Raw genomic sequence first — 16,778 nt, 5'->3', positions numbered from 1 at the left:
CAGTCGAAGTGCCCCCGTCAGCACCCCGAAAGGCGCCGCCGGAAAGCAGGGGGGGGGGTCTTAGTACTCTTTGGACGGTTGCGGGAAGAGCTTTTCAGGCTCTTGCAACACAGCGATCGCACCGTCTTTGTCTTCGATTGACGTTGGCGTTTCGATCCAGCCTCCGGGATAGGACCCGTTCAGAGCGTCAAGGGTTGCATGCATGGCCGCCTTGCCCATCAAGAATGGAGAAGTATTGACGGTCGCCGTGATGTTACCGGCGGCGATTTCTTCAAGACCAGAGGTGTCACCGTCGTTGCCCAGTAGCACGATGTCCGAGCGACCCAGCGCCTTTGCGGCGAATGATGCACCGATGACCATATAGTCGTTCGCTGCAAAAATCAGATCCAGATCAGGGTGTGACTGAAGTATGTCCATACCCGCGGTGTTGCCACCTTCGACGTTCCATTTACCGTCGATCGACACAACAACATCGAAGTTTTCGTTACCTTCGATACCATCCAAGAAACCACCAACGCGCTCCGTTGAGTGATAGCCTGGCTGACCTTCGATAATACCAACTTTCAGTGGCTCATCACCGTAGTTTTCAATAGCCCAGTCCGCGATGTTGTGCGTGCCCTTCCGCTGTGAGTATCCAACCACACCGTGAATAGGTGTTGGGAAGTTTGGAATGTCCGAGTTGATCATCATCACAGCCATGCCTTTGTCCACAGCCTGCTTCAGCAGTGGCGCAGCTGCGAATTCGTCATGCGTACCAAAGATGATTGCGTCGACATCTTGGGTCAGAACGTCCTGAATCATGCCCATTTGGCCGTTGATGTCGGCACCGGACTGAGGAGCAAGCATGAAGACTTCGACACCGGCCTCTGCCGCAACGGCATTGATACCCTCACCGATGGCAATGTAGTAATTGAACTCAGTTGCGGGCGGCATGTACGCAATCCGGAACGTATCGTTCTTGGGCGCAATCGCAGCAATCGGTGCCTGCGCCCCATCCTGAAGCGGTACAGGTTTCGGATAGTTTTCTGCCATTGCGACCGATGCTATCGTAGCAAACCCCGCAGCAAGCGTTGTGGTCATAAGCGTTTTCAACATTGTTTTCTCCTCCAAAAAATCGTTGGTTATCCGTTGAATGGCGTGTCGATCACGCCTTGGACGCCGGGCTTCACAGCGAAGAGTCCGCCGGATTCCGGTTCTTTTTGTAATTCTGCTTCGTCACTCATCAACCGTGAGGTCGTGATGAAAAGCGTGTCGAGATCGGGTCCGCCAAAGGCACAGCAAGTAGGTTTCCAGACTGGCACCTCAATCACGCGATCAATTACGCCGTCCGGTGCTACGCGAACCACACGGTGGCCTTCCCATTCAGCGTTCCAGACACCGCCTTCGGCATCGACGCAGGACCCATCAGGCAAGCCCGGCTCGTTCTTGAAATTAACATGTGGTCGCCGGTTCGAAACGGAGCCGCTGGCGATATCATAATCAAACGCGACGATTTCTCGATCCGGAGTGTCTGCAAAGAACATCGTGGCGCCATCTGGTGTAAAGCAAGTCGAGTTGGCGCAAGATACGGCCTCGATGATTGTGCGCACGCTCAGATCCGTGTCGACACAGATGACCGACGAATCAGCTGTACCGGATACTTCGTTCATACCCCCGACAATCAGCCGCCCCTGCCGATCCGTCCGACCGTCGTTCAATCGTGTCTCCGGATTATGCGGTTCGAATTTCGCCACGAGTGTTTCTTTGTTCATGGTCGAATCGAACAAAACGACTCGATCAGCAAATGCAACAATCAGCCCACCAGAGGCTCGAGGAGCAAAGCAACATACGCGCTCCGGCATCTTGTGTGACGCGGCTTTTGATGTTGCCGGATTAAAGGACCAAAGCGCACAGCCCTCGATATCAGTCCACCAAACCAGACTATCGGCAGGGTTCCAAAAGATCCCCTCTCCGTGCTGATTCTTGCTGTCAAACACCAATTCAGCGTGCATTTCATTTCCTCCATGTCAACATCTGATATCTGATATTTCAGGTTGCTTTATCTGGTGTATCAGATATCTTGCTCCTTGCAACACTTTTTTTTGGGAGATATCTCTGGATGGCGCTTGAAAGACCTAAATCACTACGTGAGCTGGCCCTGGAACATTTGCGAAACAGTATAATCGATGGCTCGCTGAAAATGGGGCAGGTTTTGTCTGAACGGAAAATCTCTGAAGAACTGGACGTATCGAAATCGCCAGTTCGCGAGGCGCTGGCTCAATTGCGTGACGAAGGGTTGGTCAGCATCGAACCTCAAAAAGGTGCACGCGTTTTTTCTCTGTCCGAACCGGAAGTGGCCCAGATATGCGACTTCAGGCAAGCCATTGAAACCGCCGCATTTGAACTTGCTCTGGTGCGCAATCCGAATCGATTGGCCCGAGAAATGCGACGGGTTGTAAAAGACATGGAACGCGAACGCGGGCGAGGCAATGAAAAGGGCTATCTTTCACTCGACACCGCGTTTCATCAGTTAATTTTCAAACATGCGGGCAACGACTATCTTTCTGCCAGCTATACGCGATATGTAGGGAAAATTGCGGCTCTGCGAACCCACTTGGCCAAACTTCCACAACATACCGAACTCTCATTTGATGAGCATAAAAAGATAGTCTCCACTGTTCTGGAAGGCGATATGGAGAACATAAAATTCCTCCTCGCCAAACATATTGATCGCACACGCCAAGCCTACAAAAACGCCTCCATAGCCCTCGAAGGAGCGGTTACCAAATGAGGCGTTGTGATCGGGACGTGCCAAAGCGGCGCGCCCCCTTTCTTGTCGTACACTTACAGCATTTTATTATTTTCAATTGACATCTGAGATATCAGATGTCAATTGAAAGAGGTAGGAGGAGTAATGCATGGCGCAGAATTTGGAACAGGGCGAATCGGAGACACGGCCTCTGATCCAACTGGACAGGGTTGGCAAAAGCTTCGGATCTAACACTGTATTGAACGGGGTCGATTTTGAACTGAGACCCGGGGAGGTGCACGCGCTTTGCGGTGAAAACGGCGCAGGGAAGTCTACCTGCCTCGGCCTGCTCTACGGGTTACACCAGCCGACAGCTGGAAGAATTCTTTGCGACGGCAGCGAACAAAGAATCGAAAGCCCTTCGCACGCTCAGTCCCTTGGTGTTGGGTGCGTCTTTCAGGAGCTCAGTCTCGCAGGGGCGCTGTCGGTAGCAGAAAATATTTATGCCGGTCGTGCTCCCACAAAAATGGGTGTGGTAGACTGGCCTGAACTGCGTCGCCGTGCCGAGGCGTTGCTGTCAGAATTCGGGCTGGACATTGATGTCTCGCTGCCGGTGGAAAACCTGCCAATCAGCTCTCGTCAAATTGTTGAAATCGCCAAGGCATTGTCTTTGAATTCGCGCGTCTTATTATTAGATGAGCCAACTTCAGCATTGGCGCCCGATGAAGTGGACGCTCTGTTTGAAGTGCTTCGTTCCCTGACCGAAAAAGGGATTGGCATTGTCTATGTCAGTCACCACATGGCCGAAATTTTCCGGATCTCGGATCGTATCACCGTTCTACGGGACGGGAGGCAAATCAGCACCCTGCCTGTGTCGCAAACTTCACAGGAACAAGTCATTGCCGAGATGATTGGTGGCGCACATCTAGGCGATGTAAATCGTTCGGCTCAGGTCAACGGCGACGAAGTCTTACGAGTCAACAACCTTACACATCACGGCGATTTTGATGACATCTCATTCTCAATAAATGCAGGAGAAATCGTCGGTATGGCGGGGTTGATGGGTGCTCGCTGCAGCGAAATCGTTCGCTCCATCGCCGGACTGATGCACGGCGCAACCGGCGAGATCGCGCTCCATGGCAAGCCCGTCAGGTTTAAATCCTTGCGGCAAGCGATGCGAGCCGGTGTTGGCTTTGTCCCGGAAGAACGCAAGACCGAAGGCCTTTTTCTGGAACAAACACTCAGCGACAATCTAATTGCAGCCAGCCTTGATGAGCACACATCCGTAGGTATCATGCGCGCTGGGTCTATCAAGGCTGCCTGTCACGCGGCCATCGACGCATTCAGCGTAAAAACCAGCGGGATCTCTGAGTTCGTCGGAGATCTTTCTGGAGGGAACCAGCAAAAAATCATGTTGGCCAAATGGCTTAAACGTTCGCCGGGACTTCTGATCATCGAGGACCCCACCAAGGGCGTCGATGTCGGAGCCAAATTCCAGATTCACACTGAACTTTTGCGCTGCTCAGCAGAAGGCATGGCCATCCTCGTTGTGTCATCCGATTTTCTGGAGCTCGTCTCACTCTCAACACGCATTCTTGTTGTCCACGAAGGACGGCTCATGGGTGACGTGGCGGCAGCAGAAGCGACCGAGGATACGCTCCTTCAGTTGGCTGCGGGGAATTCAAATCCGCCCGCAGTGTCACCGCAACCCAATCAATCAGGAGTCACGCCGTGACCATGACCGCTCAAACCAATTTGCCTACAAAACGGCCTCTTCTACGCCGTGTCCTTCAGGCCTTTGTCGACATACGCGAGCTGACGCTGATCGTTCTGATCGCCGTAATCATCATCGTGATGTCCAACGTCAACCCATACTTCCTCAGCTTCTCAAACTTCCGGGCCGTCGCAGTGGGCATGGCGCCCACCGCAATTATCGTGATCGGCATGGCGATCCTGCTTGCATCGGGCGGCTTTGACCTTTCGGTCGGATCAGTGATGGCTCTTTCTTCGACTGTAGTAGCCATGTTGCTTCTGACAGGAATGCCGATACCACTCGCTGTGATATGTGGCCTAGTTCTGGGCGGAGTTGTCGGCGTGGTGAACGGTGTGTTGGTGACCGGCCTCGGGATCAATCCGCTGATTGCAACACTTGGCACAATGTCAATCGCACGCGGCATCGCTCTTGTCCTGACCGAAGGGTTCTCCGTATCCAGCTTGCCTGCCTCCTTTGCCTGGATCGGCAAAGCTGACATCGGAGGATTGCCCGTTATCGTCCTGTTTACTGTACTTCTCGTCATCCTTTTTGACCTGTCTGTACGTCACACGCGTTTTTTCCGGCAAGTCTATTTCATAGGCGCCAACGAAAAGGCGGCGATGCTATCAGGCATTCATGTCACGCGCGTGCGCATCATCCTTTACGCTTTGGCCGGTGTTCTGGCCGCATTGGCCGGCGTACTGCTCGCCTCTCGCCTGATGAGCGGGACCCCGACGGCGGGCAATGGTATCGAACTTCAGGTTCTGGCGGCGGCAGTCATCGGTGGCGCATCCTTGCGCGGCGGTGAAGGCACGATCCTGGGCGCATTTCTCGGCGTCGTATTCGTCGCACTGATCAACAACTCCATGACCATGCTGGCCGTGTCTATCTACTGGCAGATGATTGTCATCGGCGGAGTGCTCGTCACAGCGGTTGCGCTAGACATGCTAATTCGAAGCAAGCGGGGTTAAAACCGCCCAACCAAAATTCAATTTCAATCAATGATCCAAGACAGGGAGATCACTATGACTGACGTAAAAGTAAATCGGCGTAAATTTCTGACAACAGGGACCACCGCTGGATTGGCGGCCGCATTTGGTCTACCCATGCTGTCCAAAGAAGCGATGGCACGGGCGGCAGGCAAGGAATATGTTTTCCTGTCGATCGTCACACAGGTTCCATTCTGGGTAGATTATCGCAATGCAATGAAAGACCTTGAAGAATTGATGGGGATCAAGGCGACTTTCACCGGCCCTCTGGATTTTGACACGGCTGCACAGGCGCGTCAACTTGACGAGCTTATCGCGCGCCGCCCTGCTGGCATCCTCATCTTCCCCGGTGACCCGGCAACCCTCGCCCCCGGCGTCGAGCGCGCGGTTGAAGCCGGTATTCCGGTAACCTGCTGTATTGGAGATATCCCTGAAAGCCCTCGGTCTACCTTCCTTGGCATTAACGGTGTACAGGCGGGACGCGTGGGTGGGGAAATGCTGGCCCAGGCGATTGGCGGCAAGGGCAAAGTCATCCTCGGCACTTTCCCTGCTCCTTCTACATTGGAGCGGGTCGAGGGCTACAAACAGATCTTCGCCGAAAAGTACCCCGACATCGAAGTGGTCGATGTTGTGAATGACAAGGCTGACCCTTCTTATGCGCCGACAGCTTATCTGCAGGCCATTCAGGCGAACCCGGACATCGTTGGCATTGGCGGGACCGATGGCGACAGTGGCAAAGGCGCTGCGATTGCGGTCAACGAAGCGGGGCGCAAGGATATCAAGATTGTCGCCATGGATCGCAATGACGACATGCTGCCCTACATCGAGGACGGTACGATCCACGGCGCAGTAGCGCAGAAATCCTATCTGGAAATCTTCCTTGCCTTCCACATGATGCATTGGCAGAACACCGATGCGCTGAAGGTTTTGCCCGATTGGAAAGCCGCAGGGATCAACCCGCTGCCAGAACGTGTGGAAACTGGGGTGATGCCAATCACCGCAGACAATGTCGCGCAGTTTAAACACACCTAAATGAATACCCCGGCGCGCTTGCGCGCGTCGGACAACCACCGGAAAGGTTTCAAATGTCGTTCAGATGGCGCTTTCATCACCTTGAGCAGTGCGATCTGCGACTAACCCTTCTACCTGGTATCGGGGGGCGATTGTGGGATGTGAGCTTCCAAGGAAGCTCACTCCTCTTCCAGAACCCCGACCTCGACGAACTGCCGTTAGAAGACACTCTGCCCTCAGACCTACCTACACGTTCTCCACAATTTGGCTTTCCGCTTTGGGGTGGGGAAAAGACGTGGATTGCACCGGACACATCCTGGGCAAACGGCGCCCCATTTCTCGCGTTGGACAGCGGGCCTTATCACATCACTTCAAAGAGTAACTCACAGGTCGAAATGGCCAGTACCATATGCCCAATCTCTCATTTGTCAGTGACCCGCCGGATCACCCTGACATCTCACAACAGTTGGACCATTAAGCACAACGTTACCAATCATGCAGCGCGCCCACGCCCGACTGGGATTTGGTCTGTCATGATGCTTGATACACCCTCAATGATTGGCGTCGTAACGGGCAAGCCGGAATTTCACACCGTTTTCGGTGATCCAGATGGCATCGTCACCTCAGGCCAAACCTGCGTTGTCACGGATTGCGCGCGGCTGCAGGAGTTCAAGGTCGGGCTGCCAAATCCAAACGGTAATTCGCTGATCCGATGCAGTGAAGCCGGCCCTTGGATAAGTTGTTCGGTGTCACCGCCTGAACAGGATCACCGATTTGCCCATCAGTATCCGTTCGAAATCTTCAACTCTGGTGACTACGCCTATTGCGAAGCTGAATGGCACTCCCCTGCGCGCAACTTGGGATCTGGGGAAACAATGAGCTTTCAGCAAGCGTTTCGCGTCTGGGCGGATGACGAGAACCCAAACATACCAGGTACCCAATCAAAAAGTAAGGAACTTTTGTCATGCATGTCCTGATCACAGGCGCGGGCGGGCATCTTGGCCGCAAGCTGTTTGACACGCTCGAAAGCGATCCCGGCTATACGGTTTCCGGTATCGACATTCGAACGGTCGATCACCCCAACATTCACACAGCCGATTTGTCCGGTGACAGCAGCAGCTGGTTGAACTTACTGGAGGGCGTTGACGTGATCGTGCATCTGGCCGGCGACAGAGAACCCGCCGCCACATGGCCCTCGGCGATCAAACACAACATGGATGCAACGCTCACGCTTTATCACCATGCGGCGGCGATGGGTATTGGCCGCGTGATTCTTGCCAGTTCCAATTGGGTGCACGGTGACAAGCGTTTCACGCAAGACGTGCTCAACAGCACGACACCTCCGGGACCGGTGAACGCTTACGGTATGTCAAAGCTGTTCTGCGAACGCACCGGGGCGTATTTCGCCGAGCATCATGGGCTGTCTGTTATCTGTCTGCGCATCGGCTGGACGCAATGGACCCACGACAATCAGCCAGGCCCACACATGGCGATGGGTCGTTGGGGCCAGGAAATGTGGCTCAGTGATCGGGATTTTATCGGTGGTGTTAAGGCCGCGATCAATGCGGAGGACGTGTCTTTTGTGGCCCTGAATTTGATGTCGGACAACCCGGGTATGCGTTGGGATATTTCTGAAACGCAGCGCGTGATCGGCTATTCCCCAAAAGACGGAAGCCCCGCACAAATTAACGCTGTCATTACAATTAAGTCTGTTCTAACACGGCTGTTCTCAACTCAGCTCCCAAACTTTTTCGCGACTTACTTCCCGGGGTGGTGACGGAGCAAGCAGTCATTGTGCAATTCAATCCCCGGGAGTTCTGTTACAAAAAATTGGGTCAAGGCTATTCTTAATTAGGTAGTTATTATCTAAGCGGGATTTTTTGATGTTTGATTTCAAATGGCGTCATTTCAATGGTACAGTGATCCTTCAGTGTGTCCGTTGGTATTGTAAATACAGCATCAGTTATAGAGATCTTGAAGAAATGATGATAGAGCGTGGTGTTAAGGTTAATCACCCAACGCTCTATCATTGGGTACAATACTATGCACAAGAAATAAAAAAAACAGTTACGTTGGCATTAGCGTCGTCTGGGTTCGTCAAGCAGTTAGAAAGTGGATGAAATCTATATTAAGGTCCATGGTAAATGGATGTATCTCTATAGAGCTGTGACCAAAGACGGAGATACAATTGACTTTTATCTCTCTCCTACACGCAACACCAAAGCCGCCAAGAGATTTCTCGGTAAAGCCCTGTCCAGGCTCAAAGATTGGGAAAAGCCACGTGTTATCAATACAGACAAAGCTGGCTGTTACGAAGCTGCAATCCCTCTGCTCATGAAAGAAGGCAAGCTTCCAGAAGAGACAGAGCATAGGCAGATTAAATACCTGAACAATGTCATCGAAGCCGACCATGGTAAGCTGAAGCGTTTGATAAAGCCTACGCTTGGATTTAAATCTAGTAAAACAGCTTATACGACAATCAAGGGCTTTGAAGTCATGAGAACCTTAAAGAAGGGGGAAGCCAAGGCCTTTCAGATCCAGCCGGGATCATAGGAGAAGTAGGTCTTATAGAAAGAGTCTTCAATATTGGGCCGAATGCCTTGAGTGAAGCTATAGAAAACCATTCACACGATAATTCATAATCGACAAACTATAAATTTGCTGATTAAATATTTTATTTCAAAGTCTTATAGGGGGAAATTCTCTGTCAGCTTAGGTTGCCATAAAGAATTACATCGGAAATAAATTTAAAGAACATCATAAAAGCAAAGCGCTTCATCTGCCAAACAGTGGCGGAGAGTGAGGGATTCGAACCCTCGATACGCGATTAACGTATACTCCCTTAGCAGGGGAGCGCCTTCAGCCACTCGGCCAACTCTCCACAATCTGTGAACGCCGGAATTACTAAGGTTTTCCGATATATCTGTAAAGGATAAAAAAAATAAAAAATAGATTTATGCAGAACATCGCAGGAACATGCGCTTTTACCGGCACAAATCTGACACACACGTTCTCATTTTACTCGTAGCTTTTTGTATTTCTGGTAGAAAAATCAGTGAGAATCTACACTCCGATTCTAACCCTAAAAACATCAGGAACAGGTATAAGTTTTTTGATTTTCGCCTATCGGGTTTAAATAAAAATCTTGTTGTCGAAAGGTTCAATGGATTTGTCAGCGATCAATTTACCGCTTCGCATATAATGCCAGCACCAATTATGAAATACTCACAGAAGTAGCTCGATAAATTTAGACAGTTTATATAAGTGGATTTTCGGTCTGTATATCGCAATGTTTTGCCGATTACAGGAGATCCTACAATGTCACGACGTCCCCGACGCAATCATACCTCTGCTTTCAAATCCAAGGTGGCCTTAGCTGCGGTTAGAGGAGAGCAAAGCTTAAGTGAACTCGGTCAGCACTTTGATGTCCATCCTAATCAAATCAAACAATGGCGCGATCAATTACTTAAAGGTGCATCAGGTGTCTTTGAACGTGCAACAAAGCCCTCGGATACTTCCCCTGGCATTGTTTGCAAACAGACGCAATCATACCAACGGCATTGAAAGCTTCTGGTATCAAGCCCAAAAAATCTTGTATAAATATAAGGTATTCCTGCCAAGAAGTATTCCTCTTCCTAATCATCATCCAGCCAAGCAGCCCGGCCACCAAGCCTAACAGCAATATAGGCTGCCCACCGCTTGAGCCACGGCATCCGGTCTTGTTCTGCCACTATCCGCAGGATCGCATCGGCAACAGCGCGGGAACCTTCACGGCTGGCGTAAAGCAGATCATGTAGGGTCGCGGCCCGAAAAAAACGAGCATCGGCTCTAGGAATAAACCACCAAAGCGAACGAGGAACGCTTGCACCGTCATAGTTAAAACCACCCGGAACAATAACGTCCATGCCCCTTGGTCCGGTGATTTTATGAGCACACGCAGCCGTAAAAGGATTATCTGGATCTTCGGGCGACACCCAGACCAACACCCCGCCACTTGGACGAGATGCTTTTATCTGGGCCAGATCATATTCAGGCGTGAACTCGTACCCGTCAGCCATTAGATTTTCCCGCCGCTTCCCAAGCTGTCCAAGCATCCTCTAACTTTGCGGCTATAGCAGGCCACTCGGCTCGGATTTGCTCTGGTGTTTTGTCACCATTCTGGACGGCTCTGATTGATTTAAACGCAAACACACCGATCTCGATAAGCGCATTCACTGTTGCAATTGTTGCCGGGTTCATGATTCAACACCTTTCTTGACAGTCAGAAGGACAAAAGCTGTTTCCTGTAAAGTGGTCAGGGCTGTCTGGTAATCCGTCACCTCGCCGGAACAAAGCTTCACAGTGGATGGCATCAGATCAGATACAGTCTTCACCGTTTCCTCTGACAGTTCGCCTGCTGCACGATAGCCAGCAAGTACGCGCACTGTTGAAATGATGCCTTCACAGGTAATCTGTACTTGCTGTTCAGCACTCAGACGATTGCCACCCGGTGTCGTACAGGCAGACATAAAAAAAGCCGCTACAAGAGCGACTGTCATCAGTATGTTTTTCATGGTTAATAACTCCATGACGCAGGGCGATATGCGTAAGGATGGCCCTCGTCTATGTGAATGAAAGACTTAGCAACCCCAATGCCTTTAAAACGCATGTCGCTAATGGTGGTGAGTAATTCGTAACGCCTTGCTTTAAGCGGAATGATATCCGCAGCAAGTCCAGCAGAATGTGCGCCGGGTCTTTTTTTACCCTTCTCGACAGGATGGTTCTTGCAACGAAACCCACTTGTGATTACCAGAGGGCCTATCCTGTCTCGAAGCTCTTGCAGCTTTACCATAAATTCTGGGTTCATATCGGCACGACCACAGCCACACTTACAAATAAATTCTGAGGCCGAGAAGTTGGAGTAATCTGACCAGTTAAGGGGCATCTTTATTCCTACGCTTGACTTCCAGATATTCCTGTCTGGCCTTCGCAATACGAAAGACCAACAAAGCAAGACCACCGATACCAATACAGACGGCGACACCTGTGTTAAAATAATGAAGCCATAAAGGGGTAGATACGGCAGTCACCCCTATAAGCTTGTCCATATTCTCTCCCCTCATAAGATGATCAATCATAGTGCCTCCGCTTGATCCGCCAGTTCCGTAGGCCAGCCCGCTTCAAGATCAATCGCGTGCAAATCATCAACCGTAGCAGCTCCAGCAATAATCGCTTCCAGTTCTGCCTGCCGCACAAAACAGGCATTGACATGATTGCGAATAGCTACGCCCATATCCTTTAGCTGGCTCAAGGACAGAACAACCATTGAGTTATCAAGCATCCGCCACCCCTGTTCCGTAGCGCCCGTGTGTTCAAGTATCTGCACAGCCCCCGCCATTTCAAAGCGGCTGTCTTTGTCGCTTTGCACTTCATAGGTTGTATTGCCACCATCCGGCGACCAGATAACCCCGCCAGAAACAATGCGATCCCGGACCAGCTTGACCTTGTTCACAAGTGTGACTTTAACCTGCTCAAGCGGCCTGTCCTGAACGCTTTGGGTAATTAGCCACTCATCCCCGACAACGACACCGGGATTATCGTTGGCCATTTGAAATCCGGTAACGGCTACCCGCTCGACTCGCACAGCCCGTAGAATACCAATACCCTTGACGGTATGAGGCAGGGCTGGTGCAGAAGCGTTCCCTGACAACTTGCATTTCTTTGCAAAAGCAGGCGTCCAGGCACTTACTTGAGAAACAGCCGAACCATTTTTTTCAATGACATATTTCATGATTAATTCCCCAAAATTGCTGGAAGATCACCCCCGCCTGCAACATCTGCAATCGCGAGGCCGATATAGGTTTGGGCACTGGCATTTAAATCGGATGATGTTTCTCGGATGGTGATCCCGTTAGCAGTAAAATCAACGCCATCACCAGCACCATAAGAAGCCTCAGCGGATGAATTGTTAGCGTACAAAACATCATCTAAAGAGTTCTCTGGGTTGCGCTCACTATCGAAGAGATTCCACGAGCCTGAACTTGAAAACTCTTTAATCATCACCCAACGGGCCTTAAAGCCGAGGTCAATAAATGGCCCTTTGGAAGATCCATTAGCCTTGTAGCTGAATACCTTGCTAAGACCTGGTACGGATTTAAAGTTGTAAGTGATAAGATCGCCTATAGCCCCGGCCCACGTCCCCGCAGTAACCTTGCCATTATCCATCTTACCAAAAACAACACCGTCAGGGCCTGTTGCACCAATCGTTGAATTTAGAACGAGCCATTTTTGTGTCGAACCGCTCTGGTCGCTGATGTGCTGACACCAAACACCCCAATCCAACCCGGCCTGATTTCGCTCTTTTAAAATAGTCAATTCGTGATCTTGAATGCCAATCCCTAAAGTATCACCAGCTGCAAGGGTTGTTGCCGTAGCAATAGACATATAGCCAGAGCTATCAGTAATCACTTGTGAAGATACCGAACCATCATTATTAGTGTTTTCCGTACCATCTAGACTAAAAATCCAATCAACATAATTATTACCTGCTCGATTACTCTCGTTTGAAGTGCCTAATGTATAGCCGTCTTCCTCAAACAACTTGAGGGTTTCGATATAATCTCCCTCAGCAGCCGTTGTATCGGGCCTGAGATACTTTCCGGCACCACGGACAACATCATAAAGAGAATGGCTGTAAGAACCGTTGCGGGATTTTGTCCAGACAACGGCAGGCTTCACAGCGGGATAAACCTTGGTTTCATTATTGTTAGCTGACCTAAGAACCACATCAAACTTGTCCCGCCCGTGATACTTAGGTGCTTCCCGATTGGAACTTTTGAGTTCTTTAAAGCCAGCCGGAACAGAATGCGTAAAAGGTTTCTGACCGAAATTGACATTCCAGATGTTCGAGCCTGAAGCAGAGCTAACTTGCCCAACTGCTGCGACATAATCTATTCCAGTATTAACAGGGAATTTTCCACGGGATACACTATTTTTAAAGAACTCAATTTCATTTGTATCAAGATTAAGTGCGACACCTATTACATCCCCTATGGTGTAAGTAAGACCTGTAGATCCTTGAACATTGCTTGAATAAACAGTCCCGTTATAACCGTAATATCCATACGTATTCTCATTAATGTACCAAGCACCAGATAACAGTGCACCAGCGGGAACAATACCGACGGCCCCTTTGTTGGGATTTGCCCCACCTGAAATTGTGACTTCCCAATACCATTTTCCTGATGACATCGGCATAGAACTTTGTGCATGTCTGGTTACACCAGAGGCAGACAATCGCGTACCGCCGTGGCTAATGCCAGAGGCACCGTTCATTATAGTGCTTAGTATTGCATAAGGATCACCCGGCGTATCCGTTAGCTGACCATCTGATGTGATGCCTGGTGTTGTCCATGACACAAGGTTACCCGCCGTGGATTTACCAAGATTACCCCCATCTTCAAATAATAGCTGTGTACCGTTCGGGCCGTATTCATAGTTTGTTACATCACCAGATTTACGCAAACTATCAAAGTCAAACTCAGCAGGGCCTTTAAAGCCTGTTGGCGGGGTTTGATCCCAAGGGCTATCCCCGAAGTTAAACAGGCCGCCGCCGTAGGAGAATGAACTTACATATAGCCACCAGTCTCTCTCCGCAGGAAGACTATATCCCCCCGCACCAGTGGCAGGATCTCCATTCTCCCATTCATCATCGGACCCGACCCAATATTTGTTAGCATCGAAATCAAAAGCCATTTTTGTGGTTTCGCCATTCCGATGTACACCATTGAATTTTCCAGATGTTCCCGCCACGCCAGAGATTGAGGTGCTAGCGAGAGTATTGTGGTAGTGATCCGCAGCATCGACATACAGCCCTACAGCCTTATCTGCTACAGCTCCCATAACAGTATCACTTGCTAGTGTCTGTAGGCGATTAAGATCAGAACAAATTCCCCAGCCAAGACTGTTGGTATCCGAAGTGTTGTCCGTATGCTCTATATAGATTTTACCCGTGGACATCGTAAAATTGCTGTAAGCTTGATGCCACCCCGAAGCAGCGCTTGCAGAACTTAGTTGACGTTCTTTTAATGGGATTGTGTAGAGTGTCCCACCGTTTAACAACTTACACCGCTTGAGGTCAGACTTGGCGGGTTCTTTAAGCGGACCATAACCAGCTTTAGGGTATTTGTAATCGGTCTGACCAAAGTTGACTGACGCAGGATCAGTCAGGCTGTGCATATCGATAAATATACGCAAGTTCTCGGCAGTTGAATCTAATGGGTGTGGGGCGACAATTTCAACACCATTGACCGCTAAAATTGCTGTTCTTGAATCCATATCAAAGTACATAGAAAATACATCGTGAGGGTTTGTACTCCCCCATTCTGTTGGATCATAATTAACCTGAGCGTTATTGTAAGCGAGAGTAGATAACCCCACGGCGTTGAAAGCCGCACCCGTAAACAAACCTTGAGAAAACGTATTAACATTCGCTCTTGGGTAATCCCCTCTTGCATCCGATATTCCAGCAATCAAGTTTGTCACGTCTGAAGCTAATGATACCTCAAACTGAAACTTACCTGTATTAGGAAGAATGTCTGAAGCGATACTGTCCCATGAAGAAGTAACACGGGAAATTTGCTGTCCTTCATCCTCAATCTTGGTTGTTCCACTTGCCGGATCGGTGCGATGCAATCCTAAAAACCGCTCTTGTTGACCCTCGGTTGTGAACTTTTTGGTCGTCGTAATAACGTTGTTACCGAACGGTACATTCTGTGTCCGATAGTTGATCATTTCCTGTGGTGTCAAAACTTCGCCATCAAGTAGCACGAAATCAGAGACGGTTACTTCAGCATCCCCCGACGCACCGTTAAATGCACCTAATTCCATCATGGCCCCGGCAAGGTTCATGTTGGATTGGTAGTTTGCATTCGGCAATGTACTGGTATGCCACTCATCAACTTCTTGATCGTTGATAACCATCTTAACTGTTCGAGCTACTGTGTCGTAAGCAATACCTAGAAAGAACCATTCAGTGTCTCTAAAGACTCTTTTAGGAGAGAAATCCCCACCATTCGCCGCAGATGTATACAATGACAATCTATCAGTGGCGGCAAACGAGAGATACCACGAAGATCCAGCACTTAAAATATTCTGTAATACACCGAATTTGTGACGTCGCACGTTCATCATGACAGTAAACTGACGGCGGTTTCCTGTAACAGACGGTGTGTAGGTCAGTTTTTTCCCGGCGCACAACGCTAGCGAAGCCTCAAGATCATTGACCCAGCTAGTATCAGTACCTGAATAAAGTGCTCTCATTCCAGCACCTCTAGCGCTACTCGGGCGACACCATTTACCGTAGACATATGCATGATGGTGATAACACCATCACCCACACCGAAAGATCCCTTTACATAATCAAAGCTGGAAATATCCAGTGTTCCCGCGCTTTGATTATTTGTTACCCAGACATCAACCGAGTTATTATTGGCTTTATCTGCCGTAATCACCCCGTTCCCATTATTCGTCATTGAGGTCAGAAAAGTCTTCGTCAGATCAATCACGGGATTATCTGTCGTATTGCCATAGGAATTGACCGTGGTCGGATAACTCACGCCCAGAATTCGGGATAAACTGGCCAAAAGAACCTGATCTGTCCCCGTTAAAACCGAAAAATCATGAGTGTGTGCCTGACCACTTTCATTCGCCAGATTAATCAAATCCTGAACCGTCGACATCAAGGTGCTAAAACCAACTGATGACATCACCAACTTACCGTTTTCATCGTAGTACGGCACCTCATTGGGCACCGGAGCCGGGAACTGCAGCTCGTCACCGGAATAGGCAATGGGTAATTTAATCGCCCGACCAATCTGTACGTCCTGTTCCTGATTCTGAATGGTAAGAAGATCAACAGCAGTCTCAATAACATCGGCGGGCATACCATCTGATACCGCGAGATCGGTTTGTTGCTCCAGCGGTGTCGCCCCGAGAACGGTGATAGTATCCCCCGTAGCAGGAGCATTAGTAAGCGTAATAGAGCCTCCACTTTCGGCCCCCGCTCCACTTATTTGCGAAGGCGTTACAAAGCTTTCAGCTCCGCCTGGGGTTGTCACCACAACCTTCAAGTGGCTATCGGCAAGGAACTTAAAGGGCACAGCAAAAGTTACCGTAGAGCCATCCCCGGTGTAAGAGGCCCTCCGCGGTGTCGCAGAAATAGTCATGTCAGATTTTCCCAATAAAAAACCTCCACTAAATAGCAGAGGTTGAGACCTGTTTATCCAAGAACGATTATAGATGGCGGATCGGAGACGAA

The 16,778-nt window shown here is 49.9% G+C and carries 16 protein-coding genes, 1 tRNA gene and 2 pseudogenes; 8 read left to right on the top strand and 11 right to left on the bottom strand.

Annotated features, from left to right (window positions below):
• Window positions 1-60 precede the first annotated feature (60 nt).
• Together D9A03_RS12870 and D9A03_RS12865 are read right to left on the bottom strand one after the other, a co-directional pair.
• On the bottom strand, window positions 61-1,095 hold the full coding sequence (locus D9A03_RS12870; RefSeq protein WP_120497572.1) for a sugar ABC transporter substrate-binding protein: 1,035 nt from the start codon (window positions 1,093-1,095) through the stop codon (window positions 61-63).
• Between the two features lie 26 nt (window positions 1,096-1,121).
• Window positions 1,122-1,991, bottom strand: coding sequence for an SMP-30/gluconolactonase/LRE family protein (locus D9A03_RS12865; protein WP_120497571.1), 870 nt, complete (start codon window positions 1,989-1,991; stop codon window positions 1,122-1,124).
• Window positions 1,992-2,098: 107 nt separating this feature from the next.
• Between D9A03_RS12865 and D9A03_RS12860 the strand changes: the two genes are divergently transcribed.
• From D9A03_RS12860 to D9A03_RS12830, 7 genes and pseudogenes are all read left to right on the top strand, one after another.
• Window positions 2,099-2,770 (top strand): GntR family transcriptional regulator, encoded by a 672-nt coding sequence (locus tag D9A03_RS12860; RefSeq protein ID WP_120497570.1) that lies wholly within the window; start codon window positions 2,099-2,101, stop codon window positions 2,768-2,770.
• 127 nt (window positions 2,771-2,897) lie between these two features.
• Complete coding sequence (locus D9A03_RS12855; protein WP_120497569.1) at window positions 2,898-4,463, top strand: sugar ABC transporter ATP-binding protein; 1,566 nt, start codon at window positions 2,898-2,900, stop codon at window positions 4,461-4,463.
• A gap of 2 nt (window positions 4,464-4,465) precedes the next feature.
• Complete coding sequence (locus tag D9A03_RS12850; RefSeq protein ID WP_254055046.1) at window positions 4,466-5,452, top strand: ABC transporter permease; 987 nt, start codon at window positions 4,466-4,468, stop codon at window positions 5,450-5,452.
• Between the two features lie 54 nt (window positions 5,453-5,506).
• Window positions 5,507-6,502 (top strand): substrate-binding domain-containing protein, encoded by a 996-nt coding sequence (locus D9A03_RS12845; RefSeq protein ID WP_120497567.1) that lies wholly within the window; start codon window positions 5,507-5,509, stop codon window positions 6,500-6,502.
• A 512-nt stretch (window positions 6,503-7,014) separates the two neighbouring features.
• Window positions 7,015-7,458 (top strand): hypothetical protein, encoded by a 444-nt coding sequence (locus tag D9A03_RS19895; RefSeq protein ID WP_216825465.1) that lies wholly within the window; start codon window positions 7,015-7,017, stop codon window positions 7,456-7,458.
• Complete coding sequence (locus D9A03_RS12835) at window positions 7,446-8,258, top strand: NAD(P)-dependent oxidoreductase (protein WP_120497565.1); 813 nt, start codon at window positions 7,446-7,448, stop codon at window positions 8,256-8,258. Before D9A03_RS19895 ends, D9A03_RS12835 begins: the two co-directional genes overlap by 13 nt.
• Before the next feature lie 106 nt (window positions 8,259-8,364).
• Window positions 8,365-9,123: pseudogene (locus tag D9A03_RS12830) on the top strand (IS6 family transposase).
• A 148-nt stretch (window positions 9,124-9,271) separates the two neighbouring features.
• Here the strand turns inward: D9A03_RS12830 and D9A03_RS12825 are convergent.
• Window positions 9,272-9,362 (bottom strand) — tRNA-Ser (locus D9A03_RS12825).
• Between the two features lie 437 nt (window positions 9,363-9,799).
• On the opposite strand from D9A03_RS12825, the pseudogene D9A03_RS12815 reads away from it, so the two are divergent.
• A pseudogene (locus tag D9A03_RS12815) lies at window positions 9,800-10,018 on the top strand (transposase); the annotation flags it as partial.
• Window positions 10,019-10,116: 98 nt separating this feature from the next.
• On the opposite strand, the gene D9A03_RS19890 reads toward D9A03_RS12815, so the two are convergent.
• Genes D9A03_RS19890 through D9A03_RS12775 form a run of 8 tightly spaced genes read right to left on the bottom strand, consistent with a single transcriptional unit; the run spans window position 10,117 to window position 16,686 of the window.
• Window positions 10,117-10,539 carry a DUF1353 domain-containing protein gene (locus D9A03_RS19890; protein ID WP_216825464.1) on the bottom strand — a complete coding sequence of 141 codons (423 nt, stop codon included), beginning with the start codon at window positions 10,537-10,539 and terminating at the stop codon, window positions 10,117-10,119.
• Window positions 10,532-10,720, bottom strand: coding sequence for a hypothetical protein (locus D9A03_RS12805; protein WP_120497563.1), 189 nt, complete (start codon window positions 10,718-10,720; stop codon window positions 10,532-10,534). The genes D9A03_RS19890 and D9A03_RS12805 overlap by 8 nt, the downstream gene beginning before the upstream one ends.
• Window positions 10,717-11,034, bottom strand: a complete 318-nt coding sequence (locus D9A03_RS12800; protein ID WP_120497562.1) for a hypothetical protein — start codon at window positions 11,032-11,034, stop codon at window positions 10,717-10,719. Before D9A03_RS12800 ends, D9A03_RS12805 begins: the two co-directional genes overlap by 4 nt.
• Window positions 11,035-11,036: 2 nt before the next feature.
• On the bottom strand, window positions 11,037-11,405 hold the full coding sequence (locus tag D9A03_RS12795; protein WP_120497561.1) for a D-Ala-D-Ala carboxypeptidase family metallohydrolase: 369 nt from the start codon (window positions 11,403-11,405) through the stop codon (window positions 11,037-11,039).
• Entirely contained in the window at window positions 11,395-11,598 is a 204-nt protein-coding gene (locus D9A03_RS12790) for a hypothetical protein (protein ID WP_120497560.1), read from the bottom strand. Before D9A03_RS12790 ends, D9A03_RS12795 begins: the two co-directional genes overlap by 11 nt.
• Window positions 11,595-12,251: a DUF4376 domain-containing protein gene (locus D9A03_RS12785; protein ID WP_120497559.1), complete on the bottom strand. Its 657-nt coding sequence runs from the start codon at window positions 12,249-12,251 to the stop codon at window positions 11,595-11,597. Before D9A03_RS12785 ends, D9A03_RS12790 begins: the two co-directional genes overlap by 4 nt.
• Window positions 12,252-12,253: 2 nt before the next feature.
• Window positions 12,254-15,781 carry an SPRY domain-containing protein gene (locus D9A03_RS12780; RefSeq protein ID WP_120497558.1) on the bottom strand — a complete coding sequence of 1,176 codons (3,528 nt, stop codon included), beginning with the start codon at window positions 15,779-15,781 and terminating at the stop codon, window positions 12,254-12,256.
• On the bottom strand, window positions 15,778-16,686 hold the full coding sequence (locus tag D9A03_RS12775) for a hypothetical protein (RefSeq protein WP_120497557.1): 909 nt from the start codon (window positions 16,684-16,686) through the stop codon (window positions 15,778-15,780). Before D9A03_RS12775 ends, D9A03_RS12780 begins: the two co-directional genes overlap by 4 nt.
• Window positions 16,687-16,778 lie beyond the last annotated feature (92 nt).

The organism is Kiloniella sp. EL199 (assembly GCF_900313065.1).
Lineage (GTDB): Bacteria > Pseudomonadota > Alphaproteobacteria > Kiloniellales > Kiloniellaceae > Kiloniella.
Note: the sequence above shows the minus strand (reverse complement) of the source record. Positions and strands in the feature narration are given on the sequence as shown.